Below are 17,260 nucleotides of genomic sequence, written 5' to 3'. Positions count from 1 at the left end.
GTGGATCTGCACTTCGGCGACGGCAAACCCACGGACGAGGAACGGGCGGCCGTGGACGCCCTGCTCGGCCCTCCTCGGTCCTCGTGGGAGGGCGCGGCCCGCGATGACATGAGGGCGGCGGACCTGAGGTGGGCCCGTGGCGGGCGCGAGGCCCGGGAGCGCCGCGATCTGCTGTTGCCGGGGCTGCACGCTCTCAACGACCGGATCGGCTGGATCAGTGAGGGTGCCCTCGGCTATCTGTGCCGGCGGCTGACCGTGCCGCCGGCACAGGCGTACGGGGTCGCCACGTTCTATGCGATGTTCTCGGTGAAGCCGCGGCCCGCGACCGTGCTGCATGTGTGCACGGATTTGGCGTGCACGGCGGCGGGGGCGTCCGAGCTGTGTGCGGGGATCGAGGCCCGGCTGGGGGTCGGCAGTGGTGTGTCGGTCGAGCGCGGCCCTTGCCTGGGCCTGTGCGAGCGGGCCCCGGCGGCGCTCGCGGTCAGGGCGGGGGATCCGGTGCGTACGGCCGTGTCGGCGCCGGCGACCGTGGAGGGGGCGGTCCTCGCGGCGAGCGCGCCGGACTCGGCGCCCGTGGAGCCGCCGGCGGCGATGGCGGTTCCCCAGGCGGGGGATCCGTCGTTGACGCTGCTTCGCCGTGTCGGTGTGGTCGATCCCTCGTCGCTGGACGACTACCGTGCCCACGGCGGCTATACGGCCCTGCGCCGGGCCTTCGAGCTCGGTCCTGCCGGAGTCATCCGTGAGGTCACCGACTCGGGCCTGCTCGGGCGCGGTGGCGCCGCCTTCCCCACCGGCCGCAAGTGGCAGGCCACGGCGTCCCAGCCGGACCATCCGCACTACCTGGTGTGCAATGCGGACGAATCCGAGCCGGGCACGTTCAAGGACCGCGTGATCATGGAGGGCGATCCGTTCGCGTTGGTGGAGGCGATGACGATCGCGGCGTACGCGACGGGCGCCCATCAGGGCTATCTGTATCTGCGCGGTGAGTACCCGCGGGCGTTGCGCCGCCTGGAGCACGCCGTCGCGCAGGCACGCGCGCGTGGGCTGCTCGGCGAGGACGTTCTCGGTCAGGGGTACGCCTTCGACATCGAGATCCGCCGGGGCGCGGGCGCGTACATCTGCGGCGAGGAGACGGCTCTGTTCAACTCCATAGAGGGGTACAGGGGGGAGCCGCGGTCGAAGCCGCCCTTCCCTGTGGAGAAGGGTTTGTTCGGCAAACCCACGGTCGAGAACAATGTGGAGACGCTGGTCAACGTTCTGCCGATCCTGACGACGGGCGCGCAGGCGTATGCGGCGATCGGCACGGGGAGGTCCACCGGGCCGAAGCTGTTCTGCGTGTCGGGGAGCGTGGACCGGCCGGGCGTCTACGAGTTGCCGTTCGGTGCGACGCTGGGCGAGCTGCTGGTGCTGGCCGGGGTGCGTGACCGGCTGCGCGCCGTCCTGCTGGGTGGGGCGGCCGGCGGCTTCGTGCGCCCCGACGAACTGGACATCCCGCTCACCTTCGAAGGCACCCGCGAGGCCGGCACGACGCTCGGTTCGGGGGTGGTCATGGCCTTCGACGACACGGTCCCGCTCCCCCGTCTCCTGCTGCGCATCGCGGAGTTCTTCCGCGACGAGTCCTGCGGCCAGTGTGTGCCGTGCCGGGTGGGGACCGTGCGTCAGGAGGAGGCGCTGCACCGGATCGTGGAGCGCACGGGTGCGGCGGCCGCCGGCGACATCGCCCTGCTCAGAGAGGTGGGCCGGGCCATGCGGGACGCATCGATCTGCGGTCTGGGGCAGACCGCGTGGAACGCCGTGGAATCCGCCATCGACCGTTTGGGGGCGTACGAATGACCGCGATGAGCCGCACGGGAGCCGCCGTATGACCGCCGTACCGCTGGGGGTGCCGCGCCGGATGGTGGAGTTCACCGTCGACGGGGAGGAGGCGAGGGTCCCCGAGGGCGCGACGATCCTGGACGCGTGCCGGGCTTCCGGAAAGGACGTGCCGACGCTCTGCCAGGGCGACACGCTCACGCCGAAGAACGCCTGCCGGGCCTGTGTCGTGGAGGTGGAGGGGTCAAGGACCCTCGTCCCGGCCTGTTCACGCAGGGCCGAGCCGGGCATGGAGGTGCGGACGGACACCGAGCGCGCCCGCCACAGCCGCAAGATCGTCCTGGAGCTGCTGGCCTCCTCGGTCGACCTGTCGACGACACCGAAGGCCGCCGACTGGATCAAGGAGTACGGGGCGAAGCCGGACCGCTTCGGCCCGGACGCCGCCCGCGTCGACGAATCACCGAAGATCGACAACGACCTGTATGTGCGCGCCTACGACAAGTGCATCCTCTGCTACAAGTGCGTGGACGCCTGCGGCGAGCAGTGGCAGAACACCTTCGCCATCTCGGTCTCCGGGCGTGGTTTCGACGCGCGGATCGCCGTCGAGCACGACGCGCCGCTGACCGACTCGGCGTGCGTGTACTGCGGCAACTGTGTCGAGGTGTGCCCCACGGGGGCCCTGTCCTTCAAGTCGGAGTTCGACATGCGTGCGGCGGGTACGTGGAACGAGGCGGCGCAGACGCGGACGACGACCGTGTGCGCGTACTGCGGAGTGGGCTGCAATCTCACGCTCCACGTGCAGGACAATGAGATCGTGAAGGTCACCTCTCCGCACGACAACCCGGTGACCCACGGCAACCTCTGCATCAAGGGCCGTTTCGGCTACCAGCACGTACAGAACCGGGGCTGATCAGGACATGGGACGAGTCACGGAACGACGCAAGGTGATCCGCATCCGGGACGGGGCGGTCTCCACCCGCCCGGACACGCTCGTCGCCGAGGAACCCCTGGAGATCAGACTCAACGGCAAACCGCTCGCGATCACCATGCGCACACCGGGCGACGACTTCGCGCTCGCCGCCGGGTTCCTGGTCAGCGAGGGCGTGCTGGCGCAGCAGAGCGACCTGCAGAACATCGTGTACTGCGCGGGCGCCACGGTGGACGGCTCGAACACGTACAACGTGGTGGATGTGAGGACCGCGCCGGGCGTGACGGTCCCCGACATCACGCTGGAGCGCAACGTGTACACGACCTCGTCGTGCGGCCTGTGCGGCAAGGCGAGCCTGGACGCGGTCCGTACGACGGCGCGCTGGCCCATCGCCGACACTCCCCCGGTCCGGGTGACGCCCGAGTTGCTCGCGAGCCTCCCCGACCGGCTGCGCGCGGCTCAGCGGGTCTTCGACCGGACCGGGGGGCTGCATGCGGCGGCTCTGTTCGCCGAGGACGGGGAGCTGCTCGACGTCCGCGAGGACGTGGGCCGGCACAACGCGGTCGACAAGCTGGTCGGCCGCGCCCTGCAGAACGGGGACCTTCCCTTGTCCCGCGCCATCCTGCTGGTCTCGGGCCGCGCCTCTTTCGAGCTGGCGCAGAAGGCGGTGATGGCGGGCATCCCGGTGCTGGCCGCGGTCTCGGCCCCGTCCTCCCTGGCCGTGGACCTGGCCGCGGAGACGGGCCTGACCCTGGTGGGCTTCCTGCGGGGCAGCTCCATGAACGTGTACGCGGGCGAGGACCGCATCGCCCTGCGGGCCGCGGCCGCCCAGGGCTGACCGGCTTGCCCGCGGCACGGCGGCGGGGCCCCGACCGGCGGGGAGCGCCCCCTGCGCCGTAGGGGCCCCGCCGCACACCTTTTCGGCTGACCTTTTCGACCGACGGGGTCGACCGGTCGTGACGGAGGTGTCCGGTCAGCCGGTCGTGAAGCGCACGTCCGGGGCGGCCACGACCGACCCGAGCCGCGGGAAGTCGAGCCTGACCGAGGCCTCGTGCTCGGCGGCGGTGAGGGCTGCCATGGCGTCCTCGACGAAGACGAGGTTGTAGCCGAGGTCGGCGGCGGCGCGGGCGGTGGACTCGACGCCCAGGTTGGTGGCGATGCCTCCGAAGACCAGGGTGGTGATGCCGCGTTCGCTCAGGTGCTCGTCCAGGCCCGTGCCCAGGAAGCCGCCGATGGTCCGCTTCACGATCTCCAGGTCGCCGTCCCTGAGCAGGCCGGCCGCCAGCCGGCTGCCGGGCGGCTGTTCGGGGACGCCGGGGCGTTCGACGCGGATGAGGACGACGAGTGCGCCGGCCGAGCGGAACGCGCCCGCCAACTGCTCTGCCGCGACGAGGACGTCGGTGCCCTTGTGGGGCTCCAGGGGCAGGGCGACGATGCGGTCCATCAGGTCGACGAGCACGAGGGCGGTGCGCGCGGGATCGAGCGCGAGGGGTGCGGTCATGACGGAACGTTAACCCCAGTCAGCTCTCCGTACCGGAAATCCGGATCAACAGGTCCATGAACCGGTCACGGTCTGCCGCCGGGAGAGGGGCGAGCAGCGCGTCGTTCGCCTCGCGGGCCGCCTGCTCGCAGCGCGTCAGCAGCCTCGCGCCGTCCGGCGTGAGCGACACGGCGTTCTTGCGGCGGTCCTTCGGGTCCGGCTCGCGCACGACGTGGCCGGCGGCCTGTAGGTCGTTGAGGATGCCGACCAGGTCCTTGGGGTCGAGGCCGACACTGCGGCCGAGGTCGGCCTGGGCGACGGGGGCGAGGTCACGGACGGCGGAGAGTACGACGTGGTGCCACATCTTCATGCCTTCGGCGGCCAGGGCGTCCGCCACCAGGGCGCGGCCCCGCGCGGCGGCACGGCCGAGGAGCCAGCTGGGGAGGGAGCGGATCGCGAGGAGGGGAGGTTCGGCCATGGTCACAGCATAACGAAAATTCATTGGGCTTCCCAATGAAAGGGAGTCCGGATACCGTTGGGACTCCCAACGACTTGTTCGGAGGTCCCCACGTCCCACGGGGCCCCGGCAACCTCTGGAGGTACGATGCGTCGCGTCCGGTACGAGTCCACCGGCGGCCCCCTGTTCCTGGAGGAGGTCCCCGTCCCCGAGGCGGGCCCCGGTGAACTCCTCGTGCGCTGCGAGGCGGTCGGCGTCACCCTTCCGGTCGTGCGCAAGGTCACCGAGGCCGCCGAGCCGATCGCGCTCGGCGGCGAGATCGCCGGTGAGGTGGTGGCGGTCGGCGACGGTGTGACGCGTTTCCGGGTCGGCGACCGTGTGACGGGCCTGTGCTTCGGGCACGGTTACGCCGACTTCGCGCCCCTGCACGAGGCCATGGCGTCTCCCCTGCCCGACGACGCCTCACCCGTCGACGCGGTCGCGCTGGTGCGCAGCGGCCTGGTCGCGCTCGGCGCGCTGACGGCGGCACACCCCGAGCCCGGCGAGTCGGTCCTGGTCACGGCGGCGGCGAGCGGCGTCGGCCATCTCGCGCTGCAACTGGCCCGGGTACGCGGCGCATCGCGCGTCGTCGGCGCCGTGTCCGACCCCGGCAAGGCGGAGTTCGTACGCGCGCTGGGCGCCGACGAAGTGGTCACGTACGACTTCCCGGATTGGGGCGAGCCGGTCGACTACTGCCTCGACGCGGTCGGCGGCGAGCTCCTCACCCCGGCCCTGGCCGCGCTCGCACCCGGCGGCCGGCTCGTGGCCTACAGCTCGGGCGGAGGCACCATCCAGGCGTACGACCTGCTGGTGGGCGCGAAGTCCGTGATCGGCTTCCAGATGGCGCGGATCGCCCGCGGGAAGCCGGAGCTGTACGAACGGTGGCGGCAGGAGCTGTGGCGCCTGTTCACGGAAGGCACTCTGCGGCCCGCCGTACACGCGGAGTTCCCGCTTGAGGACGCGGCGAAGGCCCACGAGGCGATCGAGTCGCGGAGCAACCTCGGGAAGGTGGTGCTGCGGCCTTGACGACCCGGTGGGCGCCCTTATGAAAACTTCTTTCCACCAGCGGAGTTGGGGGCTTACGATCATCGGCAAGGCGGGGTCGTAGCACAGAGGTAGTGCGCCGCGACATCATCTCGGAGGACGTCGGTTCGAATCCGACCGCCCCGCCCCTCTCACAGGATGACCTCCGCTGACCCGAATCCGGGGTTGGTGGCGTCCCCGGATCGACCGGCGGCCATCCGCGCGCCCAGTGCCGTCAAGGCCCGCACCTTGGCGTTCTCGGTGTCCGTGCGCCAGACAAGGGCGCCGTTGGCCGGAGGCAGTCCGGTGAGCGGTCGGTGTACTACGCCGGGGTGCCGGTACGCGTGGAACAGTCCTTCATGGGTCGTCCACACCGACTCGCCGGTGGCGACCCGGTGGAGCGCCTCCTGGTAGGTCCGTCCGCCGTTCCCGCGGCTGAGCGGCCTGCCGCGCGGGGTGAACGGCGGGCAGAAGCCGTGTCGTAGGGCCTCCGGCAGTTCGGCGGGGCCGTCGAGCAGGACGCAGTCCGCCAGGTCCTCGATGTCGACCGCCTCCCGCTCCACCAGCGGATGGTCCCGGCCGACGGCCAGCACCCGGCCGTGGGACACCAGTACGGTGCCCACCTTCAGATCCGGCTCGTCGATCGGCAGTACCGTGAACAGGACGTCGATCTCGCCTGTTCGCAGCGGCCCGTACGGGTCGGGCCAGGGCACCTCGGCCACCGTGACGTCGCAGGCCGGGTGACGACGGCCGAAGGCGACGACCATGTCGGTCAGCGGCGGGCCGTTGAGGCAGCCGAGGAAGCCGACGCGCAGGGTGCCGACCATGCCCTGTGCGATGGCGCACGCCTCGTCGTAGCTCTTTCTGAGGCTTGCGTGGGCGGCGCCGAGGGTGCCGCGGGTGTGCTCGCCCAGCGGGGTCAGCTCGACCCGGCGGCTGGTGCGGGTGAACAGCGGTGCGCCGATGCGTCGTTCCAGTGACCGGATCAGCTGGCTGACGCGGGACTGGGACAGTCTCATGCGTTCGGCGGTGCGTCCGAAGTGCAGTTCCTCCGACAGCGCCAGGAAGGTTTCGATCTCCGTCAGGTCCACTCCGCTGCTCTCCCCGTGCTCCCCGCATCGATGAGCCTGGCTGATGGATTGTGCACCAATTCGGCCTTGATCCGCCAACGCCCCGCTGCGATCGTCTGGTTGGCGGCCGACCGGCTCGCCGGCACTCGGGGGAGTCGACAGGCCGGTCGCCGCCGTGCGGGGGCACAGGACGGCGGGACACCGCTCCGCGCACCGGCAAAGGCGACACCCCTGCGACACCCCGTCGACGCGGGCCACCGCCCCGTGACCCGCCCATGGACCGGGAACCCGGGAGCCACTAACGTCCCGGGCGTGCCCGACGACGTACGAGCACGGCGGCGGGCCGGAACCGGGCTTGGTCTGGTTCTGGCCCTGGTCTGCGCGGCCGTGCTGTTCGCCGCCCTCCCGCACCACGACCAGAAGAGCGGCGGCACGTGCGGCGAGCGCACCCTCACGTCCTGGACGGCCGACACCGCGCTGAACACCGAGTTCACGCGATACGGCGACGACGCCACGCGCACCGACGACTGGACCGGCGGCGACGGCACCCATTCGGTGCGGCTGCCGGACGGGCGGCTGCTGTGGCTGTTCTCGGACACGTATCTCGGCCAGGTGCACGGTCCGCCCAACCCGGTCGGCGAGTCCTACGCCTGGCGGGACGTCTCGGCGCCGCTGGTGCGCAACTCCGCGGTCGTGATGTCGCCTGCGGGCCGGTTGCTGAGCACCCTGCCGGCGCCGCTGTTCCCGGACCCGGGACCGAACCAGTGGCGCTGGCCGGTGGCGGCCCGGGTCGAGCCCCGCTCCCCCGGTTCGTCCGAGCAGGTCGTCCGCGTCCTGCTGTGGACCCGTACGACCGGCGCGTACCCCTGGATCTACGGCGTCCCCACCGCGACGGAGGTGGCCACGCTCTCCCTGCCCGACCTGCGCGTCGAGGGCGTCGTGCGGATCCTCGGTCAGGAGCAGGTCCCCGACCCCTCGCGGCGGGTGCTGTTCGGTACGACGGCGGTGGCCGACGGCGAGTGGACATATGTGTTCGGCGGCGACGACGCCCAGGCCGCCTCACGTCCCGCCTCGCGGGCCTACGTGGCACGGGTGCCGCGCGGCCGGCTCGACCGGGCGGCAAACTGGCAGTACTGGGACGGCTCGGCGTGGACGTCGCGGCCGCGGCCCAGGGCCGTGCTGGGCGACGGGCCAAGGACCGGTGTCGGCAGCGCCTTCACGGTCGTGCGGGACGGGGGGACGTACGTGCTGTTCACCATGGCCGCCGGTACCCGTGGCCTGACCACGGTCACGTCGTACTGGGCGTGTGCGCCCACCGGCCCCTGGCACGGTCCGACGAGGAGTTTCAGCCCGCCACTGCCGCAGGGCGAGGTGGCCGCATACAACCCGCAGGCGCACCCGGCGCTGAGCGGCGACGGCCGGCTCGTACTGAGCTACGACGTCAACTGGCTGGATGCGACGGGTGCCTCGGCGCAGGCGAACCTCAGCCGGAACGTGTCCCTGTACCGACCGCGGTTCGTGACCCTGCGGCTGGCCCCGGGCTGACCTCCGGGCGCTCCGGGTCGCGGGAACGGCGCTTGGCGATCACCGCGCACACCATGAGCTGCATCTGGTGGAAGAGCATCAGCGGCAGCACGGCGAGGGAGGCGTGCGCGCCGAACAGGACGGACGCCATGGGCAGTCCGGAGGCGAGGGACTTCTTGGACCCGGCGAACTGGATCGCGATCCGGTCCTCCCGGTCGAAGCCGAGGGCCCGGCCGCCGTACCAGGTCAGGGTGAGCATCACCGCGAGCAGCGCCGCCTCGACGACGAGCAGGCCGCCGAGCCTGAGCGGGCTCACCTGGTGCCAGATGCCCTGGACCATGCCCTCGCTGAACGCGGTGTAGACGACCAGCAGGATCGAGCCGCGGTCGACGAGCCCGAGCACCTTCTTGTGCCGCGCGATGAAGCTGCCGATCCAGGGCCGCAGCACCTGTCCGGCGACGAAGGGCACCAGCAGTTGCAGCACGATCTTGACGAGTGAGTCCGCGGAGAAGCCGCCGCCACTGTTGCCGAGCAGCGCCGCCGCGAGCAGCGGGGTGATGACGATGCCGGCCAGGGAGGAGAAGGAGCCCGCGCAGATCGCGGCGGGCACGTTGCCGCGGGCGATCGAGGTGAAGGCGATCGACGACTGGATGGTGGAGGGGACGAGGGTGAGGAAGAGGAGACCGGTGTAGAGGTTGTGCGTCAGGAACACCGGCACCAGACCGCGGACGGCCAGGCCCAGCAGCGGGAAGACCACGAACGTGCAGGCCAGCACGGTCACGTGGAGCCGCCAGTGCCTGAGTCCGGCCAGTGCCTCATGGGTGGAGAGGCGGGCCCCGTACAGGAAGAAGAGGAAGGCGATCGCGGCCGTGGAGGCGCCCGACGCGACATCGGCGGCCGTGCCCCGCGCGGGAAGAAGGGCCGCGAGCCCCACGGTCCCCAGCAGCAGGAGGATGTAGGGGTCGACGGGCATCCATCGCGGCCATCGCAGGCGTTTCACAGTGCTCCACCACTTCGCTGTACTGCGCTGTACGTCTTCGGCGTACGTCGTCGCTGTACGTCCGGAACCGGACACGGTCGTGCCCTCTCCATCGTCCTCCCCACAGGGGCGATCGGGAATCCGGCATACCGCTCTGATTGTCATCACGTTCCGCGATAACCTGAGGGGGTGTACGACCCCTCGCAGCTGCGTACTTTCCTCGCGGTGGCCCAGACGCTGAGTTTCACGCAGGCCGCCCGGCGGCTCGGGCTGCGCCAGTCGACGGTCAGCCAGCATGTGCGGCGCCTGGAGGACGCGACGGGACGGCAGCTCTTCTCCCGGGACACGCACTCCGTGGAGCTGACGGAGGACGGCGAGGCGATGCTCGGCTTCGCGCGCCGGATCCTTCAGGTGCACGAGCAGGCGACCGCGTTCTTCACCGGCACGCGGCTGCGGGGGCGGCTGCGGTTCGGCGCCTCGGAGGACTTCGTGCTCACCCGGCTGCCGGAGATCCTTGAGGGCTTCCGGTACGACCATCCCGAGGTGGATCTGGAGCTGACGGTCGAACTGTCGGGCACGCTGCACGAGCAACTCGCGGCGGGCCGGCTCGATCTGGTGCTCGCCAAGCGACGGCCCGAGGACCCGCGCGGCGAACTGGTCTGGCACGACAAGCTGGTGTGGATCGGCGCGGAACGGCTGCGTCTGGACCCCGACCGGCCGGTTCCGCTGATCGTCTACCCACCGCCGGGCATCACCCGCGCCCGCGCCCTTGAGGCGCTGGAGGAACAGGGCCGCGCCTGGCGCATAGCGTGCACGAGCGGCAGCCTCAACGGCCTGATCGCGGCGGCCCGCGCCGGCCTCGGTGTGATGGCCCACTCCCGGGGCCTGGTCCCGCCGGGCCTGGTCCGGATCCCGGAGCGGGCGGGCCTGCCGGAACTGGGCGAGATCGACTTCGTCCTGGTCCACGGAGACCGCCGGGGCCAGGCGCAGTACGCGGCCGAGGCGCTGGCGACGGCGATCCTGGCGGGCGGGGACCGGCTGCACCGGCGGTAGACCGCGCCGGACGGCAGAGCGGCTCCGGGAGGTGCGGGCGTGCCTGGGCTTCCCCGGGCGTGCCTGAGCCTCCCCGGGCGTGCCTGAGCCTCCCCGGAACCGCTCAGCGCATCGGTCGCTGGTAGGTGAGCTGCTTGACCCGGCGCAGGAACGGGGTCGCCTCCACGTGCTGGACGCCGTCCAGGTGGCCGAGGCGACCGCTCAGGTAGGCGTACAGGGCCGGGGTGTTCTCGAAGACCGCGGTGACCAGGATGTTGGAGGGACCCGCGGTGGCGGTGGCGTAGGCGATCTCGTCGTGGGTGGCGAGCGCTTCGCCGACGGAGTGCAGGGCGGCGGGGCTCGCGGTGATCCAGAGAGCGGCTGTGACGGGGCGGCCGAGCGGCTCGGAGTGGTACTCCACGTCGATGTACACGGCACCGGAGGTGATCAGGTCGGCGAGTCGGCGCTTGACGGCGGACTCGGAACGGCCCGTGACGCGCTGGAGTTCGGGGTAGGTGGCGCGTCCGTCGCGTTCGAGGGCCGCGACCAGGGGCTCGTCCTCGGCGTCGATGTGGGCCTGCCCCTGTGTGCTGACCGGACCGGGGTGGAGGGCGGCGATCTGGTCGTCGGTGAGTGCGCCGAGCTTGCGCAGCCAGCCGGTCGGCCCGCCGAAGAAACGGTGGAGCATCTGGTGGGCCCGGATCTCCACCACGGCCGGGGTGCGCGGCAGTTTGCCGAGCAGCAGGTCGTCGTGGTCACCGGGGCTGCGCGGCCGGGTGCCGCAGATGACCTCGGTGCCGCCCGAGGCGAGCGCGATCCAGCTGGTGTCGGGGCGCTTGGCCAGTGCGTCCGCGATGGTCAGGGCGCTGTCCGGGACGCAGCGCAGCCGCAGCATCCACTGGTCGTGCCCCAGTCGCTCGGCGTCGCGCACCGCGACGACGCGCAGCCCGGCCTCGGCGCACAGTCTGCGGTAGCGGCGCGCGATCGTCTGGTCGGAGACGCCGAGCACCGCCCCGATGCGGCTGAAGGAGGCGCGGCCGTTCACCTCCAGGGCGCACAGCAGCCGTAGGTCGAGTTCATCGATGGTGCGGGGTTCCCTCTCGTGGGATTCCATCTTCATAAGGCCCATTCCTGTCGGATTCCGGCGCCAGCAGGCCTTTTGCCGCCATGATCGGCCGTTGGCGTCCATCGTACGGAGATCTGCGCATCCAACGCACAGGAAGTGAGGACACGGACATGCGTACATGGGGACCGCTCACCGCGGTCTGTCTGGGGACGTTCATGCTGCTGCTGGACGTGACGATCGCGGTCGTCGCGCTGCCCGACATGGCGCGGGCGCTGCACGCGTCGCTGAGCGATCTGCAGTGGGTGATGGACGGGTACGCGCTGGCTCTGGCCGCGCTGCTGCTCGGGGTGGGGGCCGCCGCCGACGTGCTGGGGCACCGGAGGGTGCATCTGATCGGCGTGGCGGTGTTCGCGATCGCGTCGCTGCTGTGCGGGCTGGCGTCGGGGCCCGGCATGCTGGTGGCCGCCCGCGCGTTGCAGGGGATCGGCGCGGCCGCGATGTTCGCGACGACGCTGCCGCTGCTGGGCTCGGTCTACCACGGCAAGCGGCGATCGGTGGCGCTCGGCGCGTGGGGCGCGGTGAGCGGTGCGGCGGCCGCGGTCGGTCCGGTGCTCGGCGGACTGCTCACCGACGGGCCGGGCTGGCGGTGGATCTTCTTCGTGAATCTGCCGGTGAGCGTGGCCTCGGTGTGGCTGACGCTGCGGGTGGTGCCGGAGTCCCAAGGGCCGCGCGGACGCCGGGTCGACGTCGCGGGGACCGTCGCGTTCGCGGGCTTCGCGGCCGGGGTGACGTACGGGGCGGTGCGGGCGGGTTCGCACGGCTGGGCCGACACGGGCACGCTGGTCTCGTTCGCCGCGGCGGTCGTGGCGCTCGGCACCTTCGTGGTGATCGAGCGGCGCGCCGCGGATCCGCTGCTCGACCTGGGGCTGTTCCGCACACCCGCGTTTGTCGGGGTGATGATGGGCGCGCTCGCCTTCAACGCCGCGGCGTTCGGGGTGATGCCGTACACGTCGATCTGGCTGCAGACACTGCTGGGGATGAGCCCGGTGCACGGCGGACTCGTGTTCCTGTGGCTGTCCGCGGCCTCGTTCGTGGTCGCCGCGGCCGGCGGGCGGCTGCTGCACGGGGTGCCGTCCCGGATCACGATCGGGGGCGGGCTGCTGCTGATCGGCTCGGGGTGCCTGTGCCAGGCGGTGCTCGACTCGGGCTCGACGGCGACGACGCTCGTACCGGGCCTGCTGCTGGTCGGTGTCGGTACGGGCCTGGTGTCGCCCGGCATCGCCCAAGCCGCGCTCGCCGCGGTGCCGCCGCAGCGCGCGGGGATGGCGGGCGGGGCGGTCAACACCTTCCGGCAGCTCGGCTACGCGCTCGGCATCGCCCTGTTCGGGACGGTCCTCACCTCCCGTATGCAGGACACGCTCCCGCACGACGCGGCGCATACCCTCGCGGGTGGCGGCGCGGCGGCGCTGCGCGGGACGCTGTCGGAGCACGCGCTGCGGTCGGCTTTCGCGTCCGGGCTCGATGTGGCGCTGCTGACCGCCGGTGCCGTGGCCATGCTCGCGGGAGCGTCCGTGCTGGTCCTGGTGCGGTCGCCGCGGCCCGGAGTGACACAACCGGCGCCGGAAACGCTGAAGGAGACGGCGGCACGGCAGGGCTGAGCGGCGGGGGCGGGGGCCGTTCGGACGCGGCCACCGCCCCGCCGTGTTACTCGCGAGTAGGGCGCGGGGTGGGGTAATCGCGTCGTACAGATTCCGTGGAGATTACGGATCCGGAACCTACGCGACCGTAAGGAATTCCGTCCGCTCCTTTCCCTTGTACGGCGATTTGCCGGGGCTGACCTGTGCCATTTTGCGGTCGGCCACCGGGTTTCCGCCCCCTCCCGCCCGACCGTGCGGTGGGGTAGCTTTCACGGCGCTGTGCGGAGTGCCACCAGTGAGTCGCCGGGGCGCGCCGGTCTCAAGAGGGCTGGGGGTCCCCCCTGCTCGAAGAGCTTGGGGGAGCGCGGAGGCCCGAAGGGCTGAGCACGATCGGCCCCTCGAGACCGGCTCAGGCGCCCCGGAGGCGAACAAAGGAGCGGGAGCGGGGATTGCGCGAGTTCACCAACCCTCCGGTGGCGTCGGCGCCCCCGGTGGGCGGTCTGGCCGACGTCGTCTTCGACCATGCCCAGGAAGATCCGCTCCGTGTCGCGCTCGGCCGCAAGGACGAGGAGGGCCAGTGGCGTGATGTGACCGCCGCCGAGTTCCGCGACGAGGTGCTGGCGCTCGCCAAGGGGCTGCTGGCGAGCGGGATCCGGTTCGGGGACCGGGTCGCCATCATGTGCCGTACGCGGTACGAGTGGACGCTCTTCGACTACGCGCTGTGGACGATCGGCGCCCAGGTGGTGCCCGTCTACCCCACCTCCTCGGCCGAGCAGGTCTTCTGGATGCTGCACGACGCGCAGGTGTCGGCCGCGATGGTGGAGCACGAGGACCATGCGATGACGATCGCCACGGTCATCGACCGGCTGCCGCAACTGCACCGGCTGTGGCAGCTCGACGTGGGCGCCGTCCAGCAGTTGTACGACGCGGGCGCGCACATCGAGGACGAGGTGGTGCACCGGCACCGGCAGGCGGTGACCCCGGACTCGACCGCGACGATCATCTACACCTCGGGCACCACCGGCCGCCCCAAGGGCTGTGTCATCTCGCACGGCAACTTCATGGTCGAGGCCGACACGGTCATCGAGCGCTGGGAGCCGGTGTTCCACTCCAAGAAGGGCGACGAGGCGGCCACCCTGCTGTTCCTGCCGCTTGCCCATGTGTTCGGGCGGATGGTGCAGGTCGCCGCCATCCGCGGCCGGGTCAAGTTCGGTCACCAGCCCCAGCTCAACGCGGCGGCGCTGCTGCCGGACCTCGCCGCGTTCAGGCCGACGTTCTTCCTCGCCGTGCCCTACATCTTCGAGAAGGTCTTCAACGCGGCCCGCCGCAAGGCCGAGAAGGAGGGCCGCTCCGGCCCGTTCGAGAAGGCGGTCGAGGTCGCCGTCAATTACGCGGACGCGATCGAGGCGAAGGCGTGGGGCATCGGCCCCGGGCCCTCGGCGAGCCTGCGCATGCAGCACCAGTTCTTCGACAAGGTCGTCTACGCCAAGATCCGCGCGGCGATGGGCGGCCGGGTGCGGCACGCGATGTCCGGCGGCTCGGCGATGGACCGCCGGCTCGGGCTGTTCTTCGCGGGCGCAGGCGTACAGATCTACGAGGGCTACGGGCTGACGGAGTCGACGGCGGCCGCGACCGCGAACCCGCCCGGGCGCACCCGGTACGGCACGGTCGGTCAGGCCATCCCCGGCACGACCGTGCACATCGCGGACGACGGTGAGATCTGGCTGCGCGGCTTCCATGTCTTCCAGGGCTACCTCAACAACCCCAAGGCCACCGACGAGGCGCTGCACGACGGCTGGCTCGCCACCGGCGACCTCGGCTCCCTCGACGAGGACGGCTATCTCACCATCACCGGCCGCAAGAAGGAGATCCTGGTGACCTCCGGCGGCAAGAGCGTGTCGCCCGGGCTGCTGGAGGAGCGCGTACGGGACCATCCGCTGGTCGCGCAGTGCATCGTCGTCGGCAATGACCGCCCGTACATCGCCGCGCTCGTCACGCTGGACGCCGAGGCCGTCGAGCACTGGCTTCAGATGCGCGACAAACCGCCGATGTCCCCGGCCGAGCTGGTGCGCGACCCCGATCTGGAGACCGAGGTGCGGCGCGCGGTGGTCGCCGCGAACACGCTGGTCTCGCAGGCCGAGTCGATCCGCACGTTCCGGATCCTCGCGCACCAGTTCACCGAGGAGCACGGCCTGCTCACGCCGTCGCTGAAGCTGAAGCGCAAGGCGATCGAGAACGCGTATGCGAACGAGGTGGCGGCGCTGTACCAGGCCTGACTGAGTCCGGCACGGCGCGGCCGGTGAGGAATGCAAGTCCGGTCGTGATCGTTGACGATGGAAGTACCACCCGACGACTGAAGGATCGAGAGCTCGTGAGCAGCAAGGTCCCCCCGATCATCCTGAACAACGGCGTCGAGATGCCCCAGCTGGGCTTCGGCGTCTGGCAGGTGCCGGACGACGAGGCGGAGAGGGCCGTGGCCACCGCACTCGAGGCCGGGTACCGCAGCATCGACACAGCGGCGATCTACGACAACGAGGAGGGCGTCGGCAAGGCGGTCGCCGCCTCCGACGTTCCCCGCGAGGACCTCTTCATCACCACCAAGCTCTGGAACAGCGACCAGGGGTACGACTCCGCGCTGCGCGCCTTCGACGTGTCGCTTGAGAAGCTCGGCCTGGAGTACGTGGACCTGTACCTGATCCACTGGCCGCTGCCGTCCCGGGGCAAGTTCGTCGAGACGTACAAGGCGATGGAGAAGATCCACGCGGACGGCCGCGCCAAGGCGATCGGTGTCTCCAACTTCCTTACGGAGCACCTGGAGACCCTGATCGGCGCGACATCCGTCATCCCGGCGGTCAACCAGATCGAGCTGCACCCGCAGCTCCAGCAGCACGCGTCGCGCGAGTACCACGCGGAGCAGGGCATCCGCACCGAGGCCTGGTCTCCGCTCGGCCAGGGCAAGGGCCTGCTGGAGATCCCGGCGATCATCGCCATCGCCCAGAAGCACAACCGCACCCCGGCCCAGATCGTGCTGCGCTGGCACATCCAGCACGGCAACGTCGTGATCCCGAAGTCCGTGACGCCCTCCCGGATCAGGGAGAACATCCAGGTCTTCGACTTCTCACTGGACGCGGAGGACATGGCGGCGATCGGCGCGCTCAACGAGGACCGGCGCATCGGCCCGGACCCGGCGACGTTCGACATCGGCTGAGGCCGGCGCCGGCCCGTTCGGCAGTCCCGACCCGACGGCCCGACCGCGTTCCGCGCGGCCGGGCCGTCGTCGTGTCCGGCGCCGCCCCCGCACCACGGTTCGGTGCCGCCCCCCGCACCACGGTTCGGTGCCGCCCCCCGCACCACGGTTCGGTCAAAGCCGCCCCACGGGGTTGACGCGGTCATGCAAACGGGGCCACCTTGTACGTCAGCAGTAAGGAAACTTTCCTAACAGTCTGACGGAAGGGTCCCCCCACAGTGCGCACTCGAACACTGACCCTCGCCGCGGCCGCCGGCGCCGCGCTCCTCGCCACCGCCGCGCTCCCCACGGCCGCCTCGGGAGCAGTCACCCCCAAGTCCGCCCAGGAGGGCTCGGTCAGCGCGGCCGCCCTGCTGGCCAAGGTGACGTCCTGTTCGCAGATATCGAACGGCAAGTACAGGACCGACGAGGAGACCTCGGCCACGATCCCGGTGTGCGGCAAGAACGGCGCGGTGTTCTGGAAGGCCGACATGGACATCGACTGCGACGGCCAGGTCACCGGCAACTGCAACGGTGACACCGACCCCTGGTTCCAGGACGACACCGCCTTCCACCAGTCCGACGGCAAGCCGCTGCGCGCCGACTCACTCCCGTACGTGGTGGTGCCCAGCTCCAGCAGCATCTGGAACTACTCCGGCGCCGGCATCAAGGGTGGCGGCGTGGTCGCCGTCATCTACAACAACAAGGTCGAGTACGCCGTGGTCGGCGACACCGGCCCCACGCAGATCATCGGTGAGGCCTCGTACGCCACCGCGAAGGCGCTCGGCATCGACCCGAACCCGGAGACCGGCGGCGCGGACTCGGGCGTGACGTACATCCTGTTCAAGAACTCCCAGGTGTCACCGATCGAGAGCCACAGCGCGGCGGTGTCCCTCGGCGACTCGCTGGCCAAGCAGTTCCTCCAGAGCAACTGAACGGGGAGGACCCGGCCGGGGCCCGGTACCGCGCTCGCACGCGGTACCGGGC

Annotated in this window: 15 protein-coding genes; 10 read left to right on the top strand and 5 right to left on the bottom strand. The window is 71.2% G+C overall.

What is annotated here, in order from left to right:
* From Q2K21_RS13275 to fdhD, 3 genes are read left to right on the top strand one after another with little or no spacing between them, the layout of a single operon-like run.
* Entirely contained in the window at positions 1-1,833 is a 1,833-nt protein-coding gene (locus tag Q2K21_RS13275; protein WP_310770259.1) for an NADH-ubiquinone oxidoreductase-F iron-sulfur binding region domain-containing protein, read from the top strand.
* Positions 1,834-1,861: 28 nt separating this feature from the next.
* Positions 1,862-2,722, top strand: a complete 861-nt coding sequence (locus tag Q2K21_RS13270; protein ID WP_310770257.1) for a 2Fe-2S iron-sulfur cluster-binding protein — start codon at positions 1,862-1,864, stop codon at positions 2,720-2,722.
* A gap of 7 nt (positions 2,723-2,729) precedes the next feature.
* Entirely contained in the window at positions 2,730-3,578 is an 849-nt protein-coding gene (gene fdhD / locus Q2K21_RS13265; RefSeq protein ID WP_310770255.1) for a formate dehydrogenase accessory sulfurtransferase FdhD, read from the top strand.
* Between the two features lie 135 nt (positions 3,579-3,713).
* Here fdhD and Q2K21_RS13260 read toward each other — a convergent pair whose 3' ends face one another.
* Complete coding sequence (locus Q2K21_RS13260; protein ID WP_310770253.1) at positions 3,714-4,241, bottom strand: isochorismatase family protein; 528 nt, start codon at positions 4,239-4,241, stop codon at positions 3,714-3,716.
* Positions 4,242-4,260: 19 nt separating this feature from the next.
* A complete protein-coding gene (locus Q2K21_RS13255) occupies positions 4,261-4,698 on the bottom strand; it encodes a MarR family winged helix-turn-helix transcriptional regulator (protein WP_310770251.1) in 438 nt (145 codons plus the stop codon).
* Positions 4,699-4,824: 126 nt separating this feature from the next.
* Here Q2K21_RS13255 and Q2K21_RS13250 point away from each other — a divergent pair, with 126 nt between their 5' ends.
* Positions 4,825-5,742 carry a quinone oxidoreductase family protein gene (locus Q2K21_RS13250; RefSeq protein WP_310770249.1) on the top strand — a complete coding sequence of 306 codons (918 nt, stop codon included), beginning with the start codon at positions 4,825-4,827 and terminating at the stop codon, positions 5,740-5,742.
* 149 nt (positions 5,743-5,891) lie between these two features.
* On the opposite strand, the gene Q2K21_RS13245 is transcribed toward Q2K21_RS13250, so the two are convergent.
* Positions 5,892-6,830: a LysR family transcriptional regulator gene (locus Q2K21_RS13245; protein ID WP_310770247.1), complete on the bottom strand. Its 939-nt coding sequence runs from the start codon at positions 6,828-6,830 to the stop codon at positions 5,892-5,894.
* A 291-nt stretch (positions 6,831-7,121) separates the two neighbouring features.
* Between Q2K21_RS13245 and Q2K21_RS13240 the strand changes: the two genes are divergently transcribed.
* Positions 7,122-8,354: a hypothetical protein gene (locus Q2K21_RS13240; RefSeq protein ID WP_310770245.1), complete on the top strand. Its 1,233-nt coding sequence runs from the start codon at positions 7,122-7,124 to the stop codon at positions 8,352-8,354.
* On the opposite strand, the gene Q2K21_RS13235 is transcribed toward Q2K21_RS13240, so the two are convergent.
* Positions 8,293-9,306: a bile acid:sodium symporter family protein gene (locus Q2K21_RS13235; protein WP_310770243.1), complete on the bottom strand. Its 1,014-nt coding sequence runs from the start codon at positions 9,304-9,306 to the stop codon at positions 8,293-8,295. The two genes, Q2K21_RS13240 and Q2K21_RS13235, sit on opposite strands and share 62 nt — an antisense overlap.
* A gap of 195 nt (positions 9,307-9,501) precedes the next feature.
* Between Q2K21_RS13235 and Q2K21_RS13230 the strand changes: the two genes are divergently transcribed.
* Positions 9,502-10,365, top strand: a complete 864-nt coding sequence (locus Q2K21_RS13230) for a LysR substrate-binding domain-containing protein (RefSeq protein WP_310770241.1) — start codon at positions 9,502-9,504, stop codon at positions 10,363-10,365.
* A 103-nt stretch (positions 10,366-10,468) separates the two neighbouring features.
* On the opposite strand, the gene Q2K21_RS13225 is transcribed toward Q2K21_RS13230, so the two are convergent.
* Positions 10,469-11,464, bottom strand: a complete 996-nt coding sequence (locus tag Q2K21_RS13225; RefSeq protein ID WP_310770239.1) for an Lrp/AsnC family transcriptional regulator — start codon at positions 11,462-11,464, stop codon at positions 10,469-10,471.
* A 116-nt stretch (positions 11,465-11,580) separates the two neighbouring features.
* Here Q2K21_RS13225 and Q2K21_RS13220 point away from each other — a divergent pair, with 116 nt between their 5' ends.
* The 4 genes from Q2K21_RS13220 (at position 11,581) to Q2K21_RS13205 (ending at position 17,208) form a co-directional block, all read left to right on the top strand.
* Positions 11,581-13,068, top strand: coding sequence for an MFS transporter (locus Q2K21_RS13220; RefSeq protein ID WP_310770237.1), 1,488 nt, complete (start codon positions 11,581-11,583; stop codon positions 13,066-13,068).
* Between the two features lie 428 nt (positions 13,069-13,496).
* Positions 13,497-15,323: an AMP-dependent synthetase/ligase gene (locus Q2K21_RS13215; RefSeq protein ID WP_310770235.1), complete on the top strand. Its 1,827-nt coding sequence runs from the start codon at positions 13,497-13,499 to the stop codon at positions 15,321-15,323.
* A gap of 95 nt (positions 15,324-15,418) precedes the next feature.
* Positions 15,419-16,255 (top strand): aldo/keto reductase, encoded by an 837-nt coding sequence (locus tag Q2K21_RS13210; protein WP_310770234.1) that lies wholly within the window; start codon positions 15,419-15,421, stop codon positions 16,253-16,255.
* Between the two features lie 257 nt (positions 16,256-16,512).
* Positions 16,513-17,208, top strand: a complete 696-nt coding sequence (locus Q2K21_RS13205; protein WP_310770232.1) for a glycoside hydrolase family 75 protein — start codon at positions 16,513-16,515, stop codon at positions 17,206-17,208.
* Positions 17,209-17,260: the final 52 nt, after the last annotated feature.

The organism is Streptomyces sp. CGMCC 4.7035 (genome assembly GCF_031583065.1).
In the GTDB taxonomy this organism is placed as follows: domain Bacteria; phylum Actinomycetota; class Actinomycetes; order Streptomycetales; family Streptomycetaceae; genus Streptomyces; species Streptomyces yaanensis.
This window is presented reverse-complemented; position numbering and strand designations above follow the sequence as displayed.